We start from the raw sequence: 16,468 nt of genomic DNA, 5'->3' as shown, positions 1-16,468 counted from the left end.
ACACAGGAGCAACCACCATGAAGAACATCATCCGCACCGCCGTCGGCTCGACCCTCATCGCCGGAGCGCTGGGCGCGTCCGCCCTCGGACTTGCCACCGCCGCGAACGCCTCCCCGACCGACAACGCCCCCAAGGCCGTGTACTGCCAGGTCTACCGCAACGGCGTGCCCGTCTACTGGTACTGGGGTCCCTGCCGCTAGGCCCCCGCCCAACCACGACACAGTGGACCCAGCCCACACCGGGCTGGGTCCACTTCGCGTTACCCGGCCAGTTCGTGCGCGACGGCGTCGAACGCGCGCAGCGTGTCCGCCAGCATCCGCGGATGGGGAGAGGCCGACTGGGTGGACAGCTTGGCGGCGACGACCTCCGCGGCGCGGTTGATGTAGATCATCTGACCGCACATGCCCAGGCACAGCAGCACGTTGTTGCCCGGACAGGGAAACCACATCTGGTTGCGGTACATGCCGCCGGGCATTTGCGTGTCGTCGGGGCTGGCGGCGAACGCCCGACGCGAGTCGGCGTCGCCGTCGAGGGTGTCGGCGATCCACGCCTCCGAAATCACCTGTTGATCGGTCAACGACACGCCGTCACGCAGGAACAGCGACCCGAACCGGAGCATGTCGGTCAGGCAGGCGGTGATGCCGCCGTCGAACAGCCCGGCGCCGACGGGGTCGACGCCGATGGTGGCGTCACACCGCGCGCCGAGGCGGCTCCACAGCAGCTCCGACATCAGTTCCGGCATCCGCTGACCGCCGGCCACCTCGCAGATCCAGCCGAGCACATCGGTTTCACACGAGCGATATTCGAACGGGCCGCCGTGCGCGGACTTCTGCCGCAGGGTCAGCAGGAAGTCGTACAGCGTGGACGGGCCGTGCGGATCGCTCTTCGGCGCCCACCCCATCGCCTGGTCGAGGCGATGGATCTCCGCCGCAGGGTCGCTGTAATCCTCCGAGAACGCGATACCCGACCGCATGTCCAGCAGCTGGCGGACCGTCGCACCGGCATAGCCGCTGTGCGCCAAGGCGGGAACGAACGCCGTGACGGGTGCGTCGAGCTCGATCGCGCCCGCCCCGTGCAGCGCGCCGACGACCGCCGCCACCAGCGACTTGCTCACCGAGAACAGCAAATGCCGGGTCTGGGACCTCATGCCGCCCAGGTACTGCTCGGCCACCAGCGATGCGCGGTGCGCGACGGCCCACCCGTCGGTCGCCGTGGTGGCCATCACCGTCCCGACGGTGACCCGCACCCCGTCCACGCTGGCCACCGGGATCTCGGCGACCGCGGCAGCCACGGCAGGCAACGCCGCAACGGTTCCGGTCCCGCGTGAGATCACTGCGGTCGGGACGAAGTCGTCGACGTGCTGGAACGACCAGTGCGAATAGGGCTCCGTCAGCCAGTTGTTCAGCGAGATACCGGCCGGAACGCCGCTCACGCCCGTGCGACGAGCCGTGAGACGATCGGCGCGGCCGGCGTCAGCGGCGTCGAGACGAACTTCGCCTTCATCCCCTTGACCCAGCGCTTGCAACGGTCGCTGAGCTGATAGTCGTCGGTCTGCAGGTGAGAGCGGGTGACGAGCACGCCGAGCTGGGCGCCCTCGGAACGTAGGTCGCCGGGCGCCGCGACCCGCATGTAGAAGGCCTCGGACCCGTCGAGCAGCGTGGCCCAGTCGTTGGCGGAACGCGCATAAGAGACCCGGCCGTCGTCGTCGATGCGCCACACACCGGTGCGTGGCGTCGCGGTGAAGATCTCGAGATCCGGCGAGGTCTCGGTGATGATCACCTGGCCCCAGACCTCGTCCTCGCCGTAGCCGCGCTCCCAGCGCGCATTGATGTCGTCGATGTCGAGTTCGTACTCCACATCCATGTACTCGAGCAGGTGGAAGAGGAACAGCGGCATGTCGGCGTAGGCCTCGGTGGTCAGGTTGGTCATCGGGCTGGCGCCGGACAGGCGCGGATTGACCTCGCCGAGATAGAGCTGGTCGGAGTCGAGGTCATGCAGCAGGTCCACCTCGAAGTAGCCGCGGTAGCCCTCGCGGCGCATGACGTCGCCGAGTTTCCCCACCATTTCCCGCGCGGCGTGCGTCTGTGCGGGCGGCAGCACCTCACGCCAGATGTCATTGCCACACCAGCTGCCCCGGCTCGGCGTCAGCTCCGAATAACCGACCAGGCTCGTCATCGCGGGGCCTATCACGGTGCCGTGGCGGGTCACCGCACCCTCGAGGCACACCTCGACGTTGCGGATGCGCTTCATGACCTTGAGTTCTTGCGACGCCAGGTCACTCGCGTGCTGGTCCCAGTCGCGCTGACCGTGCACGAAGAACGTCCCGCTGCCGGCGGCGCCGTACGCGATCGAGATGACGAGGTCATCGCCCAGTCCGGCGCCGTGTGCGAGCGCCTGCAATTCGTCGTAGGAGCCGGCCCGCCCGATCACGTGCGGCACGCTCGGTATGCCCGCCTCGTTGGCCAGCCGCGTCATGACGATCTTGGAGCCCAGGCGCTGGCGCAGCTCGAACGGCGGGTGCATGACCTCGAGACCCGCTTGCCGCGCCAGGGACTGCATTTCCTCGTTGAGCATCACGAAGCAGGCCTTGCCGCCGGCGCCTTTGCCCGCAATGAACTCCAGCGTCTCGGGATCGGACAGGAGGTGGCTGCACACCTCGTCCATGGAGTCGAAATCGCGGCGGTCGCGCCGGCGGGGCACGAACACGCGCGAGTGCGTGCCTTCGAACGAGTCGAAGTACGTCAGGTAGAAGAAGTTCCGGATCCAGCGGTCAACGCCGAGCAGGTTGAACGGGGTCGGCGAGATGAAGTACAGCGGCACCTTGTTGGTGTGGAAAAACGCGCGTATGTCCGAGAGTCCGTTCAGCACACTGCCACCCATCCCCTAAGTCTGCACTAGCTCGCCGGATCCCCGTCGCAGTGCGTGTGGTCGGCCAGGACCTTGCCGCCATGCGCGTTGGCCGACGCCGTGGCTTCGGCCTCCCCGCGCGACGGGCCCCAGCCGCCGATGTATTTGCTGCCCGCCGCGTTAAGCGCGAGCGCGATGCACCCGCCCTGCCCGCTGGCCAGCAGCCGACAGTCGCTGATGGACTTGCGACACGCCCCCATCGCCGCTTGCTGGGCCGCATCTTCGGTGGTGTTGCCTGACGAGAACTTGATCCGCCCCGTCGAGTCCGAGATCGCCATCGCAATCCAGTTGTCGTCGGCATGCGCCGTGGGTGCCGCCGCGACCACCACTGCGAATGCGATCGCCACCGCCGCGTGTTTCATCATGAGCAAACCCGGTCCCCCGCTCTTGCGCTGCACCGCGGTGGCGCAGGTAGACGCACAGGAGCCCATCTTCGCCCGTCGCGGCCCGCGGCGCGACCGCTGCCGCTGGGCGGTGACTCAGGCGGGAACCATCTCTCGCGCGGGTACGTACGCGGCCGAGTTCGACAGCTGCAGGGCGGGGTCGACGACGTCCCCGTTGCGCAGCAACTGCACGTCGCCGGAATAGCCCATCGACGTCTGCCACGGCTGACCCGCTCCCTGGCGGGGCAACCGGTCGGCCACGCGCTGAACGTAGCCGGCCGAGAAGTCAAGCAGCGGACGGGTTTCCATGCCGGGGTCACCGATGACCGGGCGCGCCGTGTCGTGGCCGTTGGCGTCCATGTGGCTCAGCAGCCGGCAGAAGTGCTCGCACAGCAGGCCGACTTTGAGTGTCCACGAGGAGTTGGTGTAGCCGAACACGTAGGCGAAGTTCGGGATGTCGGACAGCATCATCCCCTTGTAGGCGACATGGTCGGACAGGTTGATCGCCTCGCCGTCCACGGTGAGCGACATCCCGCCGAACAGCTGGATGTTCAGCCCCGTCGCGGTGACGATGATGTCCGCGTCCAGTTCGCGGCCGGACTCGAGCAGGATCCCGGTCTCGGTGAACGTCGCGATCCGGTCGGTGACGACCGACGCGCTGCCGTTGCCGATCGCCTTGAACAGGTCGGAGTCGGGCACCGCGCACAGCCGCTGGTCCCACGGGTTGTAGGCCGGGCTGAAGTGCTCGTCGACGGGGTAGTTCTCGGGCAGCTGCTTGGCATTGACGTATCGGATGATCTTCTTAGCCAGTGTCGGGTGATTCTGGCAGAACTGGTACACCGCACGCTGTTTGACGATGTTCTTGCGGCGGGCCAGCGCGTAGCCCAGCTTGGCGCCGAGCAGTCGCTGCGCGGTGTTGGCGAAGGCGTCCTTGGACGGCACCGGCATGATGTAGGTCGGTGAGCGCTGCAGCATGGTGACGTGCCCGGCGCGCTGGGCCATGGTCGGCAGCAGGGTCACGGCGGTGGCACCGCTGCCGATGATGACCACCTTCTTGCCGGTGTAGTCCAGGTCCTCGGGCCAGTGCTGCGGGTGCACGATCTGCCCGGCGAAGCGCTCGCGGCCCTCGAAGTGCGGTGTGTAGCCCTCGTCGTAGCGGTAGTAACCGCCGGCACAGAACAGCCAGTTGGCGCTCATCTGCGCTCGCTCACCGGCGCGTTCGATGTCGACGACCCAGCGCGCGTCGGCGCTCGACCAGGCGGCGCCGAGCACCTTGTGGTGGAACCGGACCTTGCGGTCGATGCCGTTCTCGGCGGCCGTCTCACGCAGGTAGGCCAGGATCTTGTCGGCGGTGGCAATGGCGTCCTCGTCGCGCCACGGCTTGAACTCGTAGCCGAACGTGTGCAGGTCGGAGTCCGAGCGAATTCCGGGGTAGCGGAACAGGTCCCAGGTGCCGCCGGTGGCGTCGCGCGCCTCCAGAATGGCGTAGCTGCGGCCGGGGTGCTCGCGCTGCAGGTAGTACGCGGCGCCGATGCCGGAGATGCCGGCGCCGACGATGAGTACGTCGACGTGCTCGATGTTGCTGTTCGACTGGGACATGATCCGGGCTCCTGACGCTGGTGGAATGCGCTGTTGGAGTAATCGTCGCGATTCCGGCCGCCCCAACCAAGGGCAAATGATCCCAGTCGTTCCCATCCCGTGGTGCAATTTGCACCAATAACTTACGGTGACTAAATGTCGTGGAAACGTCCGTCGGAGCCGGTCAGGGAGTTGATCCGGCAGTGCGCGCAGATCACCGTCAACCCGCGCGCGGAGTGGCTCGAAGAACTCGATGCGGAGGTGCTTGCGACCAGCCCGGCGCTCGCCGGGGATCCCGAGCTCGCCGCCGCCGTCAGCCGCAGCAACCGGGCCAACATGTACTTCTGGGGTGCGGCCAACGTGCGCGACCCCGGGGCGCCCGTGCCGCCGAACACCGGCCCCGAGCCGATGATTATCGCGCGCGAGGTGGCGCGCCGTGGTCTCACCGCCTACATCCTCGACGGCTATCGCGTCGGCCAGGGCGTGGCGTGGCGCCGGTTGATGGAGATCGCGTTCGAGTTGACCTCGGATCCCGCCGAGTTGCGGGAGATGCTCGACGTGTGCTCGCGCTCGATCAGCGCCTTCATCGATGCCACGCTGGCCGGTATCGCCGCGCAGATCGAGCAGGAGCGCGACGAACTCACCCGCGGCAGCCACGCCGAGCGACGCGAGACCGTCGCGCTGATCCTCGACGGCGCCCCCATCGCCCGTAAGCGGGCCGAAGCCCGACTCGGCTACGCCCTGACCGGCCCGCACAGCGCGGCGGTGATCTGGAGCGACGACCCTGCCGGGGATATGGCCCGGCTTGACGCCGCCGCCGAGGCGCTCGGGCGCGCCGCCGCGGCGCGGCCGCTGACCATCTTCGCCAGCACCGCCACCCGCTGGGTGTGGACCTCCACGACGTCGATAGACACTGCCGCGTTGGGGGATTCGGTCGAGCACATGCCCGATATCCGGATCGCGATCGGACCATCGGCCGACGGCATCGACGGCTTCCGGCGCAGCCATTTCGACGCCATCACCACCCAACAGATGATGGCGCGCCTGAATTCACCGCAGCGGGTGGCGCGTTTCGCCGACGTCGAATTGGTCGCTCTGCTGACCGCCGACACCGACCGAGCGGCCGATTTCGTGCACCACACGCTCGGCGGCCTGGAGACGGCGGGAAGCGAATTACAGGAGTTCGTACGGATATTCGTCAACGAGCAGTGCAACGCCTCGCGCGCGGCGGCGCGGCTCTACACCCATCGCAACACGCTGCTGCGACGGCTGGCGCGCGCGGACGAACTGTTGCCGCGCCCCTTGGCGGAAAGCACCGTCAACGTGGCCGTCGCCCTGGATGTGCTGCGCTGGCGCGGCAAGAGTCTCTAGTGGCCCTCGCTGTCGCCGCCGTCGTCGTCGCGGGGGCGGGGCTGGGCGAGCAGGGCCACGGCGATTCCGATCGGCCCGAGGAACAGCAACGTACACCAGAAGAAGCTCCAGGACCTGTCTGCCGGGGCCACGATGAGCGCCGCGAACGCGGCGATCACCCAGATGCCGGCGAATATGACGGCGAATATCAGGGCGTATGCCGACAGGGTAGCGATCAGCTGGTATCCCGCGTGTGGGTCGTTGGTCATGCGCGCGATCATTGCAGCGCGCCGAATCCCGACATCGGGCCCCCAGGGCGCGCGGGTTACTTTTGGCGAGCCGCAAAGCCTTTGGGCGCTTTGCGGTAGCCCATCGCGGCGGGGTTGATTTCGGCGAAGAACGGGTCGGCGTTCAGCTGAGTCCACTCGGCGCCGGCCAGGGCCGCCGACGGCAGCTCCGGCGCGGCGACGCGGGTGGGGCCGCCGAAGAGGGTCATTTCGTGAACTCGAGGCATGGCGTCAGCGTCCACCGCAGGCGTTGACGAATTCTTGGAGGATTCTTGAAACCGGCTGCCGCACCGGCACTCACAGCAACATCACGTTCGCGTCTCGATTCGCCAAGGATCTTTTAAGAATGCGTTGAGGGTGGCTCGCGAAGCTTTAGCCATCAGCCACCAACCTGAACCCAGGAGTACACAATGATCACCAACCGCATCCGCACCGTCGTCCGCACCGCCGTCGGCTCGACCCTCATCGCCGGAGCGCTCGGCGCGTCCGCGATCGGACTGTCCAGCGTCGCCAGCGCCTCCCCGACCGACAACGCCCCCAAGGCCGTCTACTGCCAGGTCTACCGCAACGGCGTGCCCGTCTACTGGTACTGGGGCCCCTGCCGCTAGCCCCGAATCAAAAGGACCCAGCCCAGGCTGGGTCCTTTTCCATGTGCGGACCCGATCGGGGGGCAATTTTTGGCGCGGCGGTGCGATGATGGCAACGTGGCTGACGGGACATCACCTGCGCAGACGGCCGCGGTCGACGCGCCGACGGCGGGGCCGAAGTCGGGAGCGGCTCGCCGGTCCGCCGCCGCGCGCGCAACCCTCGGCAAGGTGGTAAGCGCGATCGGGTCGGCGGTGGCCGCGGTGGTTGGGGCCATCGTGAAGGCGGCACCGCACGCGGCCGCGCTGGCGAAGAAGTGGTTCATCCGGCTCACCGAGTTCCGCCCTTCTCCCCTGACGACCCTGGCCATGCTCGGCGGGGCCGCCGCGTTGAGCGTCGTTGGCGGCCTTGCTTTTCCGCATAACGTGATGGGACAGGCGTGCGCGATCGCCCTCGTGCCGGGGCTGTCGATCGCCATTGGCATCCTGGCGAATCGCTGGTACGTCAACGAGGTGCCCGCCCGTCGGGCCGCGGACTACCCGACGTCGCACCTGACGAGGTCCGTTCGCTTCGTCGACGATCGGCTTTCCGCGGCGCAAACGCACCTGCAGAACGGCGACGCCTTCGGCGCCCTCATCGAGGTCGTGCGGGCCAAGACCGCGACCGAACTCGGCACCGAGCCGACACACCGGGGCGACCCAGCGGCCACCCCGGCGCCGAGGGCCGGTGAGCACAATGACGGCAGCGTCGCTCGCGTCGAGGACCGCAACACGCTGATCATCAACCGCGGAGCCGACCACGGCGTACGCACCGACATGGTGTTCGCGGTGATGGCCGAGGGCGGCGACACGCTCATCGACCCCGAGACCGGCGAAGCGATCGGCGACCTGCCGATCGAGAAGCTGCGCGTCAAGGTGTTCAACGTGCAGGCCAGATACTCGTGGGCGGAGGTTGAATATTCGACGCCGAGCCTGACGAGCGTCGCCGACCAGGAGGTCCCGCATCAGGAACTGGCCGAACGGGCCGATCTGGCCAAGGTCACGGTCGACATCGGCGACAAGATCCGGCACGTAGCCTGACCCCGCCGCGTCGGGACCGCGGCCAGTGGCAGGAATAGTAACTTTCTTGCATAATTCGCCGCATGATCGGAATCGACGTACTGGTGCTTGAGGGAGCCAGCGCGAGCGCTGTCGGCACCTCGATCGACGTCGTGTCCGCGGCGAATCGCATCCTCGGGACGCCCAGCTTCGACCTGCGCTTCGTCTCCTGTGAGAGTCGAGTTACCTTGCGGGGCGGGCTGATCGCGCCGGCGCAACCGCTGGCGCACGCGAGGCCGCGTGACGTCGTGGTGACGCCGGGACTGGGCGCGGCCACCGCGGCCGAGATCGCGACCCGGCTAGGCGCCACCGACGTCGCCGAGGCCGGCGCTTGGCTGATGCGCGCGAACTCCCGCGGCGCCGACATCGCCGCATCCTGCACAGCCGTGTTCGTGCTCGCCGCCGCCGGCCTGCTGGACCGGCGCCGCTGTGTCACCACGTGGTGGCTGGGCGCGGAGCTGGCGCAGGCGGCGCCGACGGCCCAGGTCGTCATCGACGACATGGTGGTGCGGGACGGGCCGATCTGGACAGCCGGCAGCGCGTTCGCCCACATCGACCTGATGCTGGCGGTCATGCGCCACCTCGGTGGGGCGGCGTTGACCGACGAACTGGCCAGTCGCCTCGTCGTCGATCAGCGCACGTCACAGGCGAGCTTTCTGATTCCCTCGCACCTCGCGGCTCGCGACGACACCGTGGCCGCGCTGGAATCATTTGTGCGCAACCGCCTTGATCAGCCGCACACGCTGGAATCGCTGGCTGACCACTGCGGAGTCAGCCCGCGGACGCTCGCCCGCCGAACCGGTAATGCCGTCGGCCTCAGCCCTCTGCAGCTCGTACAGCGGGTGCGTCTCGAACGCTCGCTGCATCTGCTGCGAACCACGAAGATGTCGTTGGAAGAGATCGCCGCCGCCGTCGGGCTGGGTGACCCGGCGACGCTGCACCGGCTGGTGAAGAAGCACACCGGACGATCGCCCGGGGCACTGCGGCCGGGCGCCGCGGCCAAAACCGCCTGACGGCACCTACGGCTGGTTCTCGGTGCGTCCGCCCTGCTCTTCCACGTCGGTGTCGGACGGGTATTGCCACACCAGTTCGCGGCTTCCGACGCCCTTCGGGTCGCAGGCCATCGTGCGCCCGATCGCATCCTGCGCGGTGGCGTGTTCAACCGTGCACGTCTGTCCCCGCACCGGGGCGTTGTAGTAAAGAAAGCCGATCCCCAGCGCGACCACCCCCATCGCAAACAGGGACACGATCGCCAAGCGACGGCGAATGGCCTTGTTGCTGAGGGTCTTCGTTTCTGCACTGGTCATAGGTTGTTGTCCTCGTCACGTCGACGTCCGGCGGGCGCTCTTTTGTGATCTTTCGTGAGCTGCCCAGAGCATCCGCACGATGCCTTGGAGGATTCTCGAGAAATCCTTGGCGCCGCGGTGCGCCAAGCGAATTGCCTTATAGCCTAACGATGCTGCCGCCGGCTCGCAGAGCCGGTGATCGATGACACACGTGCGGCGCGAGTGTCGGCCGCGCCACGGTGGCCGTTAGGACTCGCCCGCCCGGCGCAGCATCATTGCGGCGTGCTTGAGCACGGGCGAGTCGACCATCTGACCCTCGAACGCGAAGACCCCGCGTTCGGTCCGCGCCGCCGCCAACACCCGCCGTGCCCAGTCCAGCTTCTCCTCGCCGGGTCGATACGCCTTACGCACGACCGGGATCTGGCTCGGGTGAATGCACACCGTCGCGTCGAAACCCACCGCGACGGCGTCGTCGGCCTCGGCCCGTAGGCCGTCGAGATCCCGGATGTCCAGGTGCACGGCGTCCAGCGCCATCCGCCCAAACGCCGACGCGGCGAGCAGGACCGCCGAGCGGGCGTGGCGGGCGACATCGCGATAGGTGCCGTCGGCGTGGCGACTGGAGCTGCCGCCCAGGGTGGCGACGAGATCCTCGGCGCCCCACATCATTGCCACGGTGTCGGGCTCCGCGGCGATGTCCGCGGCGAACACCACCCCGCGCGGGGTTTCCAGCAGGGCGATGACGTGGCGCGGCGCCAGCGCGGAGATCTGCCCGGCCGACTCGGTTTTCGACAACATCACCGTGTCGTACGGGGTTTGGGCCAGCGCCTCCAAGTCGCGCGCATACTCGTCGGTGTCGGCCGCGTTGATCCGCACGACGGTTCGCTCGGGGTTCAGCAGCGTGCCCCGCAAGGCTTCGCGCGCGGCGGGCTTGTCCGCCGCGGCCACCCCGTCTTCGAGGTCGAGGATGACCACATCGGCTGCGGCCGAGGCCTTTTCGAACCGTTCGGGGCGGTCGGCCGGGCAGAACAGCCAGCCTGGGCCGGCGTCACGCAAGCTCATCGCCACGCTCCTCGCCCGGCCGTTTCTGCACCAGCGTCGTGCGGACCGCCCGGGCAACCACGTCACCGTGCTGGTTGCGCCCAGTGTGCTCGAGGGTGACGATGCCGTCGCGTGGCCGGCTCTTCGACTCGCGCTTGCCGGTGCACACGGTCTCCGCGTAAAGGGTGTCGCCGTGAAAGACCGGCTTGGGGAACGACACCTCCGAGAAGCCGAGGTTGGCCACGATGGTGCCCAGCGTCAGTTGCGCCACCGACAGCCCGACCAGCGTCGAGAGCGTGAACATCGAATTCACCAGCCGCTCGCCCCGAAAGCCCGGCTGCTCGGCGGCCCACGCCGCATCCAGGTGCAGCGACTGGGTGTTCATCGTCAGGGTGGTGAACAGCACGTTGTCGGCCTCGGTGACCGTGCGGCCGGGCCGGTGCAGATAGGTGGTGCCGATCTCGAACTCCTCGAACCACAAGCCCCGCTGGACAATTGACTTGCTCATGACAGCCCAAGCGAACGCGCGATCAGCATCAGCTGCACCTCGGTCGTGCCCTCGCCGATCTCGAGGATCTTGCTGTCGCGGTAGTGGCGCGCCACCGGATACTCGTTCATGAAGCCGTAGCCGCCGTGGATCTGGGTGGCGTCGCGGGCGTTGTCCATCGCCGCCTCCGACGAGATCATCTTCGCGATCGCCGCATCCTTCTTGAACGGCTTGCCCGCCAACATCTTTGCGGCTGCCTCGTAGTAGGCGGTGCGGGCAACGTGCGCACGCGCCTCCATCCGCGCGATCTTGAAGCTGATGCCCTGATAGGAGCTGATCGGCCTGCCGAACGACTCACGCTCCTTGGCGTACTTCACGCTTTCGTCGACGCAGCCCTGTGCCACCCCGGTCGCCAGCGCGGCGATAGCGATGCGGCCCTCGTCGAGGATTGACAGGAAGTTCGCGTAGCCGCTGCCACGCGCGCCCAGTAGGTTTTCTTCGGGGACGCGCGCGTCGGTGAAGCTCAGCGCGTGGGTGTCGGAGGCGTTCCAGCCGACCTTGTTGTATGCCGGTTCGACCGTGAATCCCGTTGTGCCGCTGGGCACGATGATCGCCGAGATCTCCTTCTTGCCGTCCGCTTCCATGCCCAGGGTGCCGGTGACCGCGGTGACGGTCACCAACGACGTGATGTCCGTACCTGAGTTGGTGATGAATTGCTTGCTGCCGTTGACGACCCATTCACCGTCGTCCAGGCGGGCGGTGGTGCGGGTGCCCCCGGCGTCCGAACCGGCTCCCGGCTCGGTAAGCCCGAAGCCGGCGAGCGCCCGACCGGCCACGAGGTCCGGCAGCCATTTCTGCTTCTGCTCCTCGGTCCCGAAGCGGTAGATCGGCATCGCTCCGAGGCCGGTCGCGGCCTCCAGCGTGATCGCCACCGATTGGTCGACCTTGCCGAGTTCTTCGAGCGCTAGCGCCAGCGCGAAGTAGTCGCCGCCCATGCCGCCGTACTCCTCCGGAAACGGCAGACCGAACAGGCCCATCTCCCCCATCTTGGCCACGACCTCGTACGGGAAGCTGTGCTCCTCATCGTGTTTGGCCGAGACGGGGGCGACCACGCTGCGCGCGAAGTCGGCCACCGTATCGCGAAGGTCTTCGTATTCCTTGGATAGTGTCCCCCCGCTGATTGTCGTCGTCATAATCCCTTATCCCTTGATCCTGGCCAGTACCTGCTCGACCTTCACCTGGTCGCCCACCGATACCAGCACCTCTACTTCTCCCGAAATCGGTGCGGCCAGCGAGTGTTCCATCTTCATCGCCTCGACGACCACCACCACGTCACCTTCGGTCACCGCCGCGTCGGAATCCACCTGCACGGCGATCACGCTGCCGGGCATGGGACTGATGATTTCGGCCGGCCGCTCCCCCGCCTCGCGGTGAATCTTGCTTTCTTCGGCTTCGCGGATGTGCCAGGTGCCCCGCTCGTCGGCGACCCACAAGTGCCGGTCGGCCTCGGCCCAGCGGTACTCACGGCGCACGCCGCCCAACGTCACGCTCATGAGAGCACCCTCGAGTCGCGCACTCGCGGCGTGGATTTCGCCGTCACCGACCTGAACCCGGGCCGCCTCCGGCAGGCCCCACACCGACACCGTCTCGGTGCGCTGCGGGGTCTGCATCGCAGTGCGCACCGGCGCGGTGATACCGCCGACGCGCCAGCCGGCCGGCGCGGCCCACAATGAGCCCGTCCCACGTCGAGCAGCAAGCGCCAGCATGCTTTGCACGTACAGCCCGCCGGCGGCGAACACGTCGTCGGGCGCGGGCAGCGGCGCGAAGTCGGCCAGCCGCTCGTCCAGCAGCGCGGTGTCCAGGTCGCCGGCGCGGACCCGCTCGTCAGCGAGCAGAAACCGCAGGAACTCCACGTTGGTCTGCACCCCCAGGACGGCGGTGCGCGACAGCGCCTGGTCGAGCCGGGCCAGCGCCTGGTCGCGGTCGTCACCGTGCGCGATCACCTTGCTCAGCATCGGGTCGTAGTCGCTGCCGATCACGGTTCCGGCCAGCAGCGACGAGTCCACTCGGACGCCGGCACCGAACGGCTCGACCACCGCGAGCACCCGGCCGCCGGTCGGCAGGAAGCCCCGCGCCGGGTCCTCCGCGTACACCCGGGCCTCGATCGCGTGGCCGTCGAGTTCGATGTCGTCCTGCGCGAACGGCAGCTTCTCGCCGGCGGCCACCCGCAGCTGCCACTCGACGAGGTCCAGCCCCGTGATGGCCTCGGTGACCGGATGTTCCACCTGCAGGCGGGTGTTCATCTCCATGAAGAAGAACTCGTCCGGGCGCTCGGCGGACACGATGAACTCCACCGTGCCGGCGCCGACGTAGTCCACGCTGCGGGCGGTGTTGCAGGCCGCCGCCCCGATCCGCGCGCGGGTCTGCGGGTCCAGCAGCGGCGACGGCGCCTCCTCGATCACCTTCTGATGACGCCGCTGCAGGCTGCACTCGCGCTCACCGAGATGCACCACGTTGCCGTGCGTATCGGCAAGCACCTGCACCTCGATGTGCCTGGGCCGCAACACGAACCGCTCGAGGAACAGCGTGTCGTCGCCGAACGACGACGCCGCCTCGCGTCGGGCGCTCACCAGCGCCTCGCGCAGCCGGGCGGGCTCGGCCACCATCCGCATGCCCTTGCCGCCGCCGCCCGCGGACGGTTTCACCAGCACCGGGTACCCGACCTCGTCGGCCGCGGCGACGAGGTCGTCGTCGGTCAGGCCGGGCTTGGCGATCCCCGGCACCACGGGGACGTCGAAGGCGGCGACCGCATTCTTGGCGGTGATCTTGTCGCCCATCACCTCGATCGCCCGGGCCGGCGGCCCCAGGAACACCACCCCGGCGCGGTCACAGGCCGCGGCGAAATCCGCGTTCTCGGACAGGAATCCGTAGCCCGGGTGGATCGCCTGGGCGCCGCTGCGCGCCGCGGCGTCGAGCACGCGATCGATGTCGAGGTAGCTTTCCCGCGCCGGCGCGGGACCCAGCCGCACCGCGGTGTCGGCTTCCAGCACATGCCGGGCCCCCGCGTCGGCGTCGCTGTAGACCGCGACCGACCGGATACCCAGGCGGTGCAGGGTCCGGATCACCCGGACCGCGATCTCGCCGCGGTTGGCCACTAATACCGTGTCGAACATTCTTGTCACATCCGGAAGACGCCGTAGGAGACCGGTTCCAGCGGGGCGTGGGCGCACACCGAAAGGGCAAGCCCGACACACGTTCTGGTATCGGCGGGGTCGATGATGCCGTCGTCCCACAGGCGGGCCGTCGAATAGTAGGGGTTGCCCTGGTCCTCGTACTGCCCCCGGATTGGCGCCTTGAACGCCTCCTCCTCGTCGGACGTCCAGGGCTTGCCTGCGGCGCTCAACTGCTCGCCGCGCACGGTCGCGAGCACCGACGCGGCCTGCTCGCCGCCCATCACCGAGATCCGCGCGTTCGGCCACATCCACAGGAAGCGGGGCGAATACGCGCGGCCACACATCGAATAGTTGCCGGCGCCGTAGGATCCGCCGATCACCACGGTCAGCTTGGGCACGCGCGCGCAGGCCACCGCGGTCACCATCTTGGCGCCGTGTTTGGCGATGCCGCCGGCCTCGTAGTCGCGGCCGACCATGAAGCCCGCGATGTTCTGCAGGAACAGCAGCGGGATCCTGCGCTTGTCGCACAGCTCGATGAAATGTGCACCCTTCAGCGCGGATTCGCTGAACAGGACGCCGTTGTTGGCGATGATCCCGACGGGATGTCCATGGATGCGCGCGAAGGCGGTCACCAGCGTCTTGCCGTAATTGGCCTTGAATTCGCTGAATTCGCCGCCGTCGACGAGCCGCACGATCACCTCGTGCACGTCGTAGGGCACCCGCGGGTCCGGGGGAACAACGTCGTAGAGCTCGGTTTGTGCGTACATCGGGTCGACGGAACGGATCACGTCCCACTGGGCCGGTTCGCGCGGCCCGAAGGTGGCCCCGATCGAGCGCACGATCCGCAGCGCGTGCTCGTCGTCGTCGGCCAGGTGGTCGGTGACGCCGGAGACCCGCGAGTGCAGGTCGCCGCCGCCGAGTTCCTCAGCGGTGACGACCTCGCCGGTCGCGGCCTTCACCAGCGGCGGACCGCCCAGGAAGATGGTGCCCTGCTCGCGGACGATGACGGCCTCGTCGCTCATCGCCGGCACGTAGGCGCCGCCGGCCGTGCACGAGCCGAGCACGGCCGCCACCTGCGGAATACCTCTGGCGCTCATGGTCGCCTGGTTATAGAAGATCCGCCCGAAGTGCTCGCGGTCCGGGAAGACTTCGTCCTGGCGGGGCAGGAAGGCGCCGCCCGAGTCGACGAGGTAGATGCATGGGAGCCGGTTCTGCAGCGCGACTTCCTGTGCGCGCAGGTGCTTCTTGACCGTCATCGGGTAGTAGGTGCCGCCCTTGACCGTCGCGTCGTTGGCGACGATCACGCATTCGTGCCCGGAGACCCGGCCGATACCGGTGATGATGCCGGCGCCCGGCGACTCGTCGCCGTACATGCCGTTGGCGGCCAGCGGGGACAGCTCCAGGAACGGGGTGCCCGGGTCGAGCAGGCGGTCCACCCGCTCGCGGGGCAGCAGCTTGCCGCGGCTGACGTGACGTTCGCGGGCCTTCTCGCTACCGCCGAGCGCGGCCGCGCCCAGTTTGTCGTTGAGTTCGGCGACCAGGCGGCGGTGCTCGTCGGCGTACGCCGGCGCGGCCGCCACGGCCGTCACGGGGCCACCAGACCCGAGACCACAAGCGGCGGTTGGGTCTTGGCGAGGACTTCCTCGACGGACACGTCGGGCGCCGTCTCGACCAGGTGCAGGCCGTCGTCGCGGACGTCGATGACCGCGAGCTCGGTGACGATCCGGTTCACGCAGCCCACGCCGGTCAGCGGCAGCGTGCACCGTTCGAGGATTTTCGGGCTGCCGTCCTTGGCGGCGTGCTCCATCATCACGATCACCCTGCGGGCGCCGTGCACCAGGTCCATCGCGCCGCCCATACCCTTGACCATCTTGCCGGGGATCATCCAATTGGCCAGGTCACCGGTGACCGAAACCTGCATGGCCCCAAGCACCGCCACGTCCAGATGTCCGCCGCGGATGATGCCGAACGACGTCGACGAACCGAAGTACGCCGCACCCGGTTGCGTAGTGACCGTCTCCTTGCCCGCGTTGATCAGGTCGGCGTCGAGGTCCTCGCGCCGCGGGTAGGGACCCACGCCGAGGATCCCGTTCTCCGAATGCAATACGACGTGCACGCCGTCGGGAAGGTGGTTGGGGATCAGCGTGGGCATGCCGATGCCGAGGTTGACGTACTGGCCGTCCTCGAAGTCCGCGGCCACCCGCGCCGCCATGCCTTCTCTCGTCCAGCTCACAGTGCACCCCACGGCTCGGCGCCTAACGTGAAGCTGGCGTCACGTTCGACGAAAGCAAGGTTGT

The 16,468-nt window shown here is 68.2% G+C and carries 18 protein-coding genes; 5 read left to right on the top strand and 13 right to left on the bottom strand.

What is annotated here, in order from left to right:
* Positions 1–17: 17 nt before the first annotated feature.
* Positions 18–200 carry a hypothetical protein gene (locus AC5Y5V_RS04230; protein ID WP_499931347.1) on the top strand — a complete coding sequence of 61 codons (183 nt, stop codon included), beginning with the start codon at positions 18–20 and terminating at the stop codon, positions 198–200.
* 59 nt (positions 201–259) lie between these two features.
* Here the strand turns inward: AC5Y5V_RS04230 and AC5Y5V_RS04225 are convergent, their stop codons facing one another.
* The 4 genes from AC5Y5V_RS04225 to AC5Y5V_RS04210 form a co-directional block, all read right to left on the bottom strand.
* Positions 260–1,432, bottom strand: a complete 1,173-nt coding sequence (locus AC5Y5V_RS04225) for a serine hydrolase domain-containing protein (RefSeq protein WP_499931346.1) — start codon at positions 1,430–1,432, stop codon at positions 260–262.
* Positions 1,429–2,880 carry a biotin carboxylase gene (locus AC5Y5V_RS04220; RefSeq protein ID WP_499931344.1) on the bottom strand — a complete coding sequence of 484 codons (1,452 nt, stop codon included), beginning with the start codon at positions 2,878–2,880 and terminating at the stop codon, positions 1,429–1,431. The genes AC5Y5V_RS04225 and AC5Y5V_RS04220 overlap by 4 nt, the downstream gene beginning before the upstream one ends.
* Positions 2,881–2,894: 14 nt before the next feature.
* Positions 2,895–3,269, bottom strand: a complete 375-nt coding sequence (locus AC5Y5V_RS04215; RefSeq protein ID WP_499931537.1) for a DUF4189 domain-containing protein — start codon at positions 3,267–3,269, stop codon at positions 2,895–2,897.
* A 117-nt stretch (positions 3,270–3,386) separates the two neighbouring features.
* Positions 3,387–4,889, bottom strand: a complete 1,503-nt coding sequence (locus tag AC5Y5V_RS04210) for a flavin-containing monooxygenase (protein WP_499931342.1) — start codon at positions 4,887–4,889, stop codon at positions 3,387–3,389.
* 135 nt (positions 4,890–5,024) lie between these two features.
* Here AC5Y5V_RS04210 and AC5Y5V_RS04205 point away from each other — a divergent pair, with 135 nt between their 5' ends.
* Positions 5,025–6,239, top strand: a complete 1,215-nt coding sequence (locus tag AC5Y5V_RS04205) for an Rv1453 family transcriptional regulator (RefSeq protein ID WP_499931341.1) — start codon at positions 5,025–5,027, stop codon at positions 6,237–6,239.
* Here the strand turns inward: AC5Y5V_RS04205 and AC5Y5V_RS04200 are convergent.
* A complete protein-coding gene (locus AC5Y5V_RS04200) occupies positions 6,236–6,487 on the bottom strand; it encodes a hypothetical protein (RefSeq protein ID WP_499931340.1) in 252 nt (83 codons plus the stop codon). The two genes, AC5Y5V_RS04205 and AC5Y5V_RS04200, sit on opposite strands and share 4 nt — an antisense overlap.
* A gap of 56 nt (positions 6,488–6,543) precedes the next feature.
* Positions 6,544–6,714 (bottom strand): hypothetical protein, encoded by a 171-nt coding sequence (locus tag AC5Y5V_RS04195; RefSeq protein ID WP_499931339.1) that lies wholly within the window; start codon positions 6,712–6,714, stop codon positions 6,544–6,546.
* A gap of 201 nt (positions 6,715–6,915) precedes the next feature.
* Between AC5Y5V_RS04195 and AC5Y5V_RS04190 the strand changes: the two genes are divergently transcribed.
* The 3 genes from AC5Y5V_RS04190 (at position 6,916) to AC5Y5V_RS04180 (ending at position 9,200) form a co-directional block, all read left to right on the top strand.
* Positions 6,916–7,113, top strand: a complete 198-nt coding sequence (locus tag AC5Y5V_RS04190) for a hypothetical protein (RefSeq protein WP_499931338.1) — start codon at positions 6,916–6,918, stop codon at positions 7,111–7,113.
* A gap of 96 nt (positions 7,114–7,209) precedes the next feature.
* Positions 7,210–8,169, top strand: a complete 960-nt coding sequence (locus tag AC5Y5V_RS04185) for a hypothetical protein (RefSeq protein WP_499931337.1) — start codon at positions 7,210–7,212, stop codon at positions 8,167–8,169.
* 62 nt (positions 8,170–8,231) lie between these two features.
* Positions 8,232–9,200 (top strand): GlxA family transcriptional regulator, encoded by a 969-nt coding sequence (locus AC5Y5V_RS04180; protein ID WP_499931336.1) that lies wholly within the window; start codon positions 8,232–8,234, stop codon positions 9,198–9,200.
* A 6-nt stretch (positions 9,201–9,206) separates the two neighbouring features.
* On the opposite strand, the gene AC5Y5V_RS04175 is transcribed toward AC5Y5V_RS04180, so the two are convergent.
* From AC5Y5V_RS04175 to AC5Y5V_RS04145, 7 genes are all read right to left on the bottom strand, one after another.
* Entirely contained in the window at positions 9,207–9,494 is a 288-nt protein-coding gene (locus tag AC5Y5V_RS04175; RefSeq protein ID WP_499931335.1) for a hypothetical protein, read from the bottom strand.
* A 225-nt stretch (positions 9,495–9,719) separates the two neighbouring features.
* The gene (locus AC5Y5V_RS04170; protein ID WP_499931334.1) at positions 9,720–10,532 is read right to left on the bottom strand and encodes an HpcH/HpaI aldolase/citrate lyase family protein; all 813 of its coding nucleotides are present in this window, start codon (positions 10,530–10,532) and stop codon (positions 9,720–9,722) included.
* Positions 10,519–11,019 (bottom strand): MaoC family dehydratase, encoded by a 501-nt coding sequence (locus tag AC5Y5V_RS04165; RefSeq protein ID WP_499931333.1) that lies wholly within the window; start codon positions 11,017–11,019, stop codon positions 10,519–10,521. The genes AC5Y5V_RS04170 and AC5Y5V_RS04165 overlap by 14 nt, the downstream gene beginning before the upstream one ends.
* On the bottom strand, positions 11,016–12,191 hold the full coding sequence (locus AC5Y5V_RS04160; RefSeq protein ID WP_499931332.1) for an acyl-CoA dehydrogenase family protein: 1,176 nt from the start codon (positions 12,189–12,191) through the stop codon (positions 11,016–11,018). Before AC5Y5V_RS04160 ends, AC5Y5V_RS04165 begins: the two co-directional genes overlap by 4 nt.
* 6 nt (positions 12,192–12,197) lie before the next feature.
* On the bottom strand, positions 12,198–14,171 hold the full coding sequence (locus AC5Y5V_RS04155; RefSeq protein WP_499931331.1) for an acetyl/propionyl/methylcrotonyl-CoA carboxylase subunit alpha: 1,974 nt from the start codon (positions 14,169–14,171) through the stop codon (positions 12,198–12,200).
* 5 nt (positions 14,172–14,176) lie between these two features.
* Entirely contained in the window at positions 14,177–15,760 is a 1,584-nt protein-coding gene (locus tag AC5Y5V_RS04150) for a carboxyl transferase domain-containing protein (protein WP_499931330.1), read from the bottom strand.
* On the bottom strand, positions 15,757–16,383 hold the full coding sequence (locus AC5Y5V_RS04145) for a CoA transferase subunit B (protein WP_499931535.1): 627 nt from the start codon (positions 16,381–16,383) through the stop codon (positions 15,757–15,759). The genes AC5Y5V_RS04150 and AC5Y5V_RS04145 overlap by 4 nt, the downstream gene beginning before the upstream one ends.
* Between the last annotated feature and the right edge of the window lie 85 nt (positions 16,384–16,468).

Source organism: Mycobacterium sp. NGS68, assembly GCF_059812195.1.
This window is presented reverse-complemented; position numbering and strand designations above follow the sequence as displayed.

Bases quoted from the DNA above. Each gene is read 5' to 3' on its own strand.
- AC5Y5V_RS04230 (WP_499931347.1), top strand. From the start codon at position 18: ATGAAGAACATCATCCGCACCGCCGTCGGCTCGACCCTCATCGCCGGA.
- AC5Y5V_RS04215 (WP_499931537.1), bottom strand. From the start codon at position 3,269: ATGAAACACGCGGCGGTGGCGATCGCATTCGCAGTGGTGGTCGCGGCG.
- AC5Y5V_RS04155 (WP_499931331.1), bottom strand. From the start codon at position 14,171: ATGTTCGACACGGTATTAGTGGCCAACCGCGGCGAGATCGCGGTCCGG.
- AC5Y5V_RS04170 (WP_499931334.1), bottom strand. From the start codon at position 10,532: ATGAGCTTGCGTGACGCCGGCCCAGGCTGGCTGTTCTGCCCGGCCGAC.
- AC5Y5V_RS04175 (WP_499931335.1), bottom strand. From the start codon at position 9,494: ATGACCAGTGCAGAAACGAAGACCCTCAGCAACAAGGCCATTCGCCGT.
- AC5Y5V_RS04145 (WP_499931535.1), bottom strand. From the start codon at position 16,383: ATGGCGGCGCGGGTGGCCGCGGACTTCGAGGACGGCCAGTACGTCAAC.
- AC5Y5V_RS04210 (WP_499931342.1), bottom strand. From the start codon at position 4,889: ATGTCCCAGTCGAACAGCAACATCGAGCACGTCGACGTACTCATCGTC.
- AC5Y5V_RS04190 (WP_499931338.1), top strand. From the start codon at position 6,916: ATGATCACCAACCGCATCCGCACCGTCGTCCGCACCGCCGTCGGCTCG.
- AC5Y5V_RS04200 (WP_499931340.1), bottom strand. From the start codon at position 6,487: ATGACCAACGACCCACACGCGGGATACCAGCTGATCGCTACCCTGTCG.
- AC5Y5V_RS04165 (WP_499931333.1), bottom strand. From the start codon at position 11,019: ATGAGCAAGTCAATTGTCCAGCGGGGCTTGTGGTTCGAGGAGTTCGAG.
- AC5Y5V_RS04195 (WP_499931339.1), bottom strand. From the start codon at position 6,714: ATGACCCTCTTCGGCGGCCCCACCCGCGTCGCCGCGCCGGAGCTGCCG.
- AC5Y5V_RS04160 (WP_499931332.1), bottom strand. From the start codon at position 12,191: ATGACGACGACAATCAGCGGGGGGACACTATCCAAGGAATACGAAGAC.
- AC5Y5V_RS04180 (WP_499931336.1), top strand. From the start codon at position 8,232: ATGATCGGAATCGACGTACTGGTGCTTGAGGGAGCCAGCGCGAGCGCT.
- AC5Y5V_RS04205 (WP_499931341.1), top strand. From the start codon at position 5,025: ATGTCGTGGAAACGTCCGTCGGAGCCGGTCAGGGAGTTGATCCGGCAG.
- AC5Y5V_RS04220 (WP_499931344.1), bottom strand. From the start codon at position 2,880: ATGGGTGGCAGTGTGCTGAACGGACTCTCGGACATACGCGCGTTTTTC.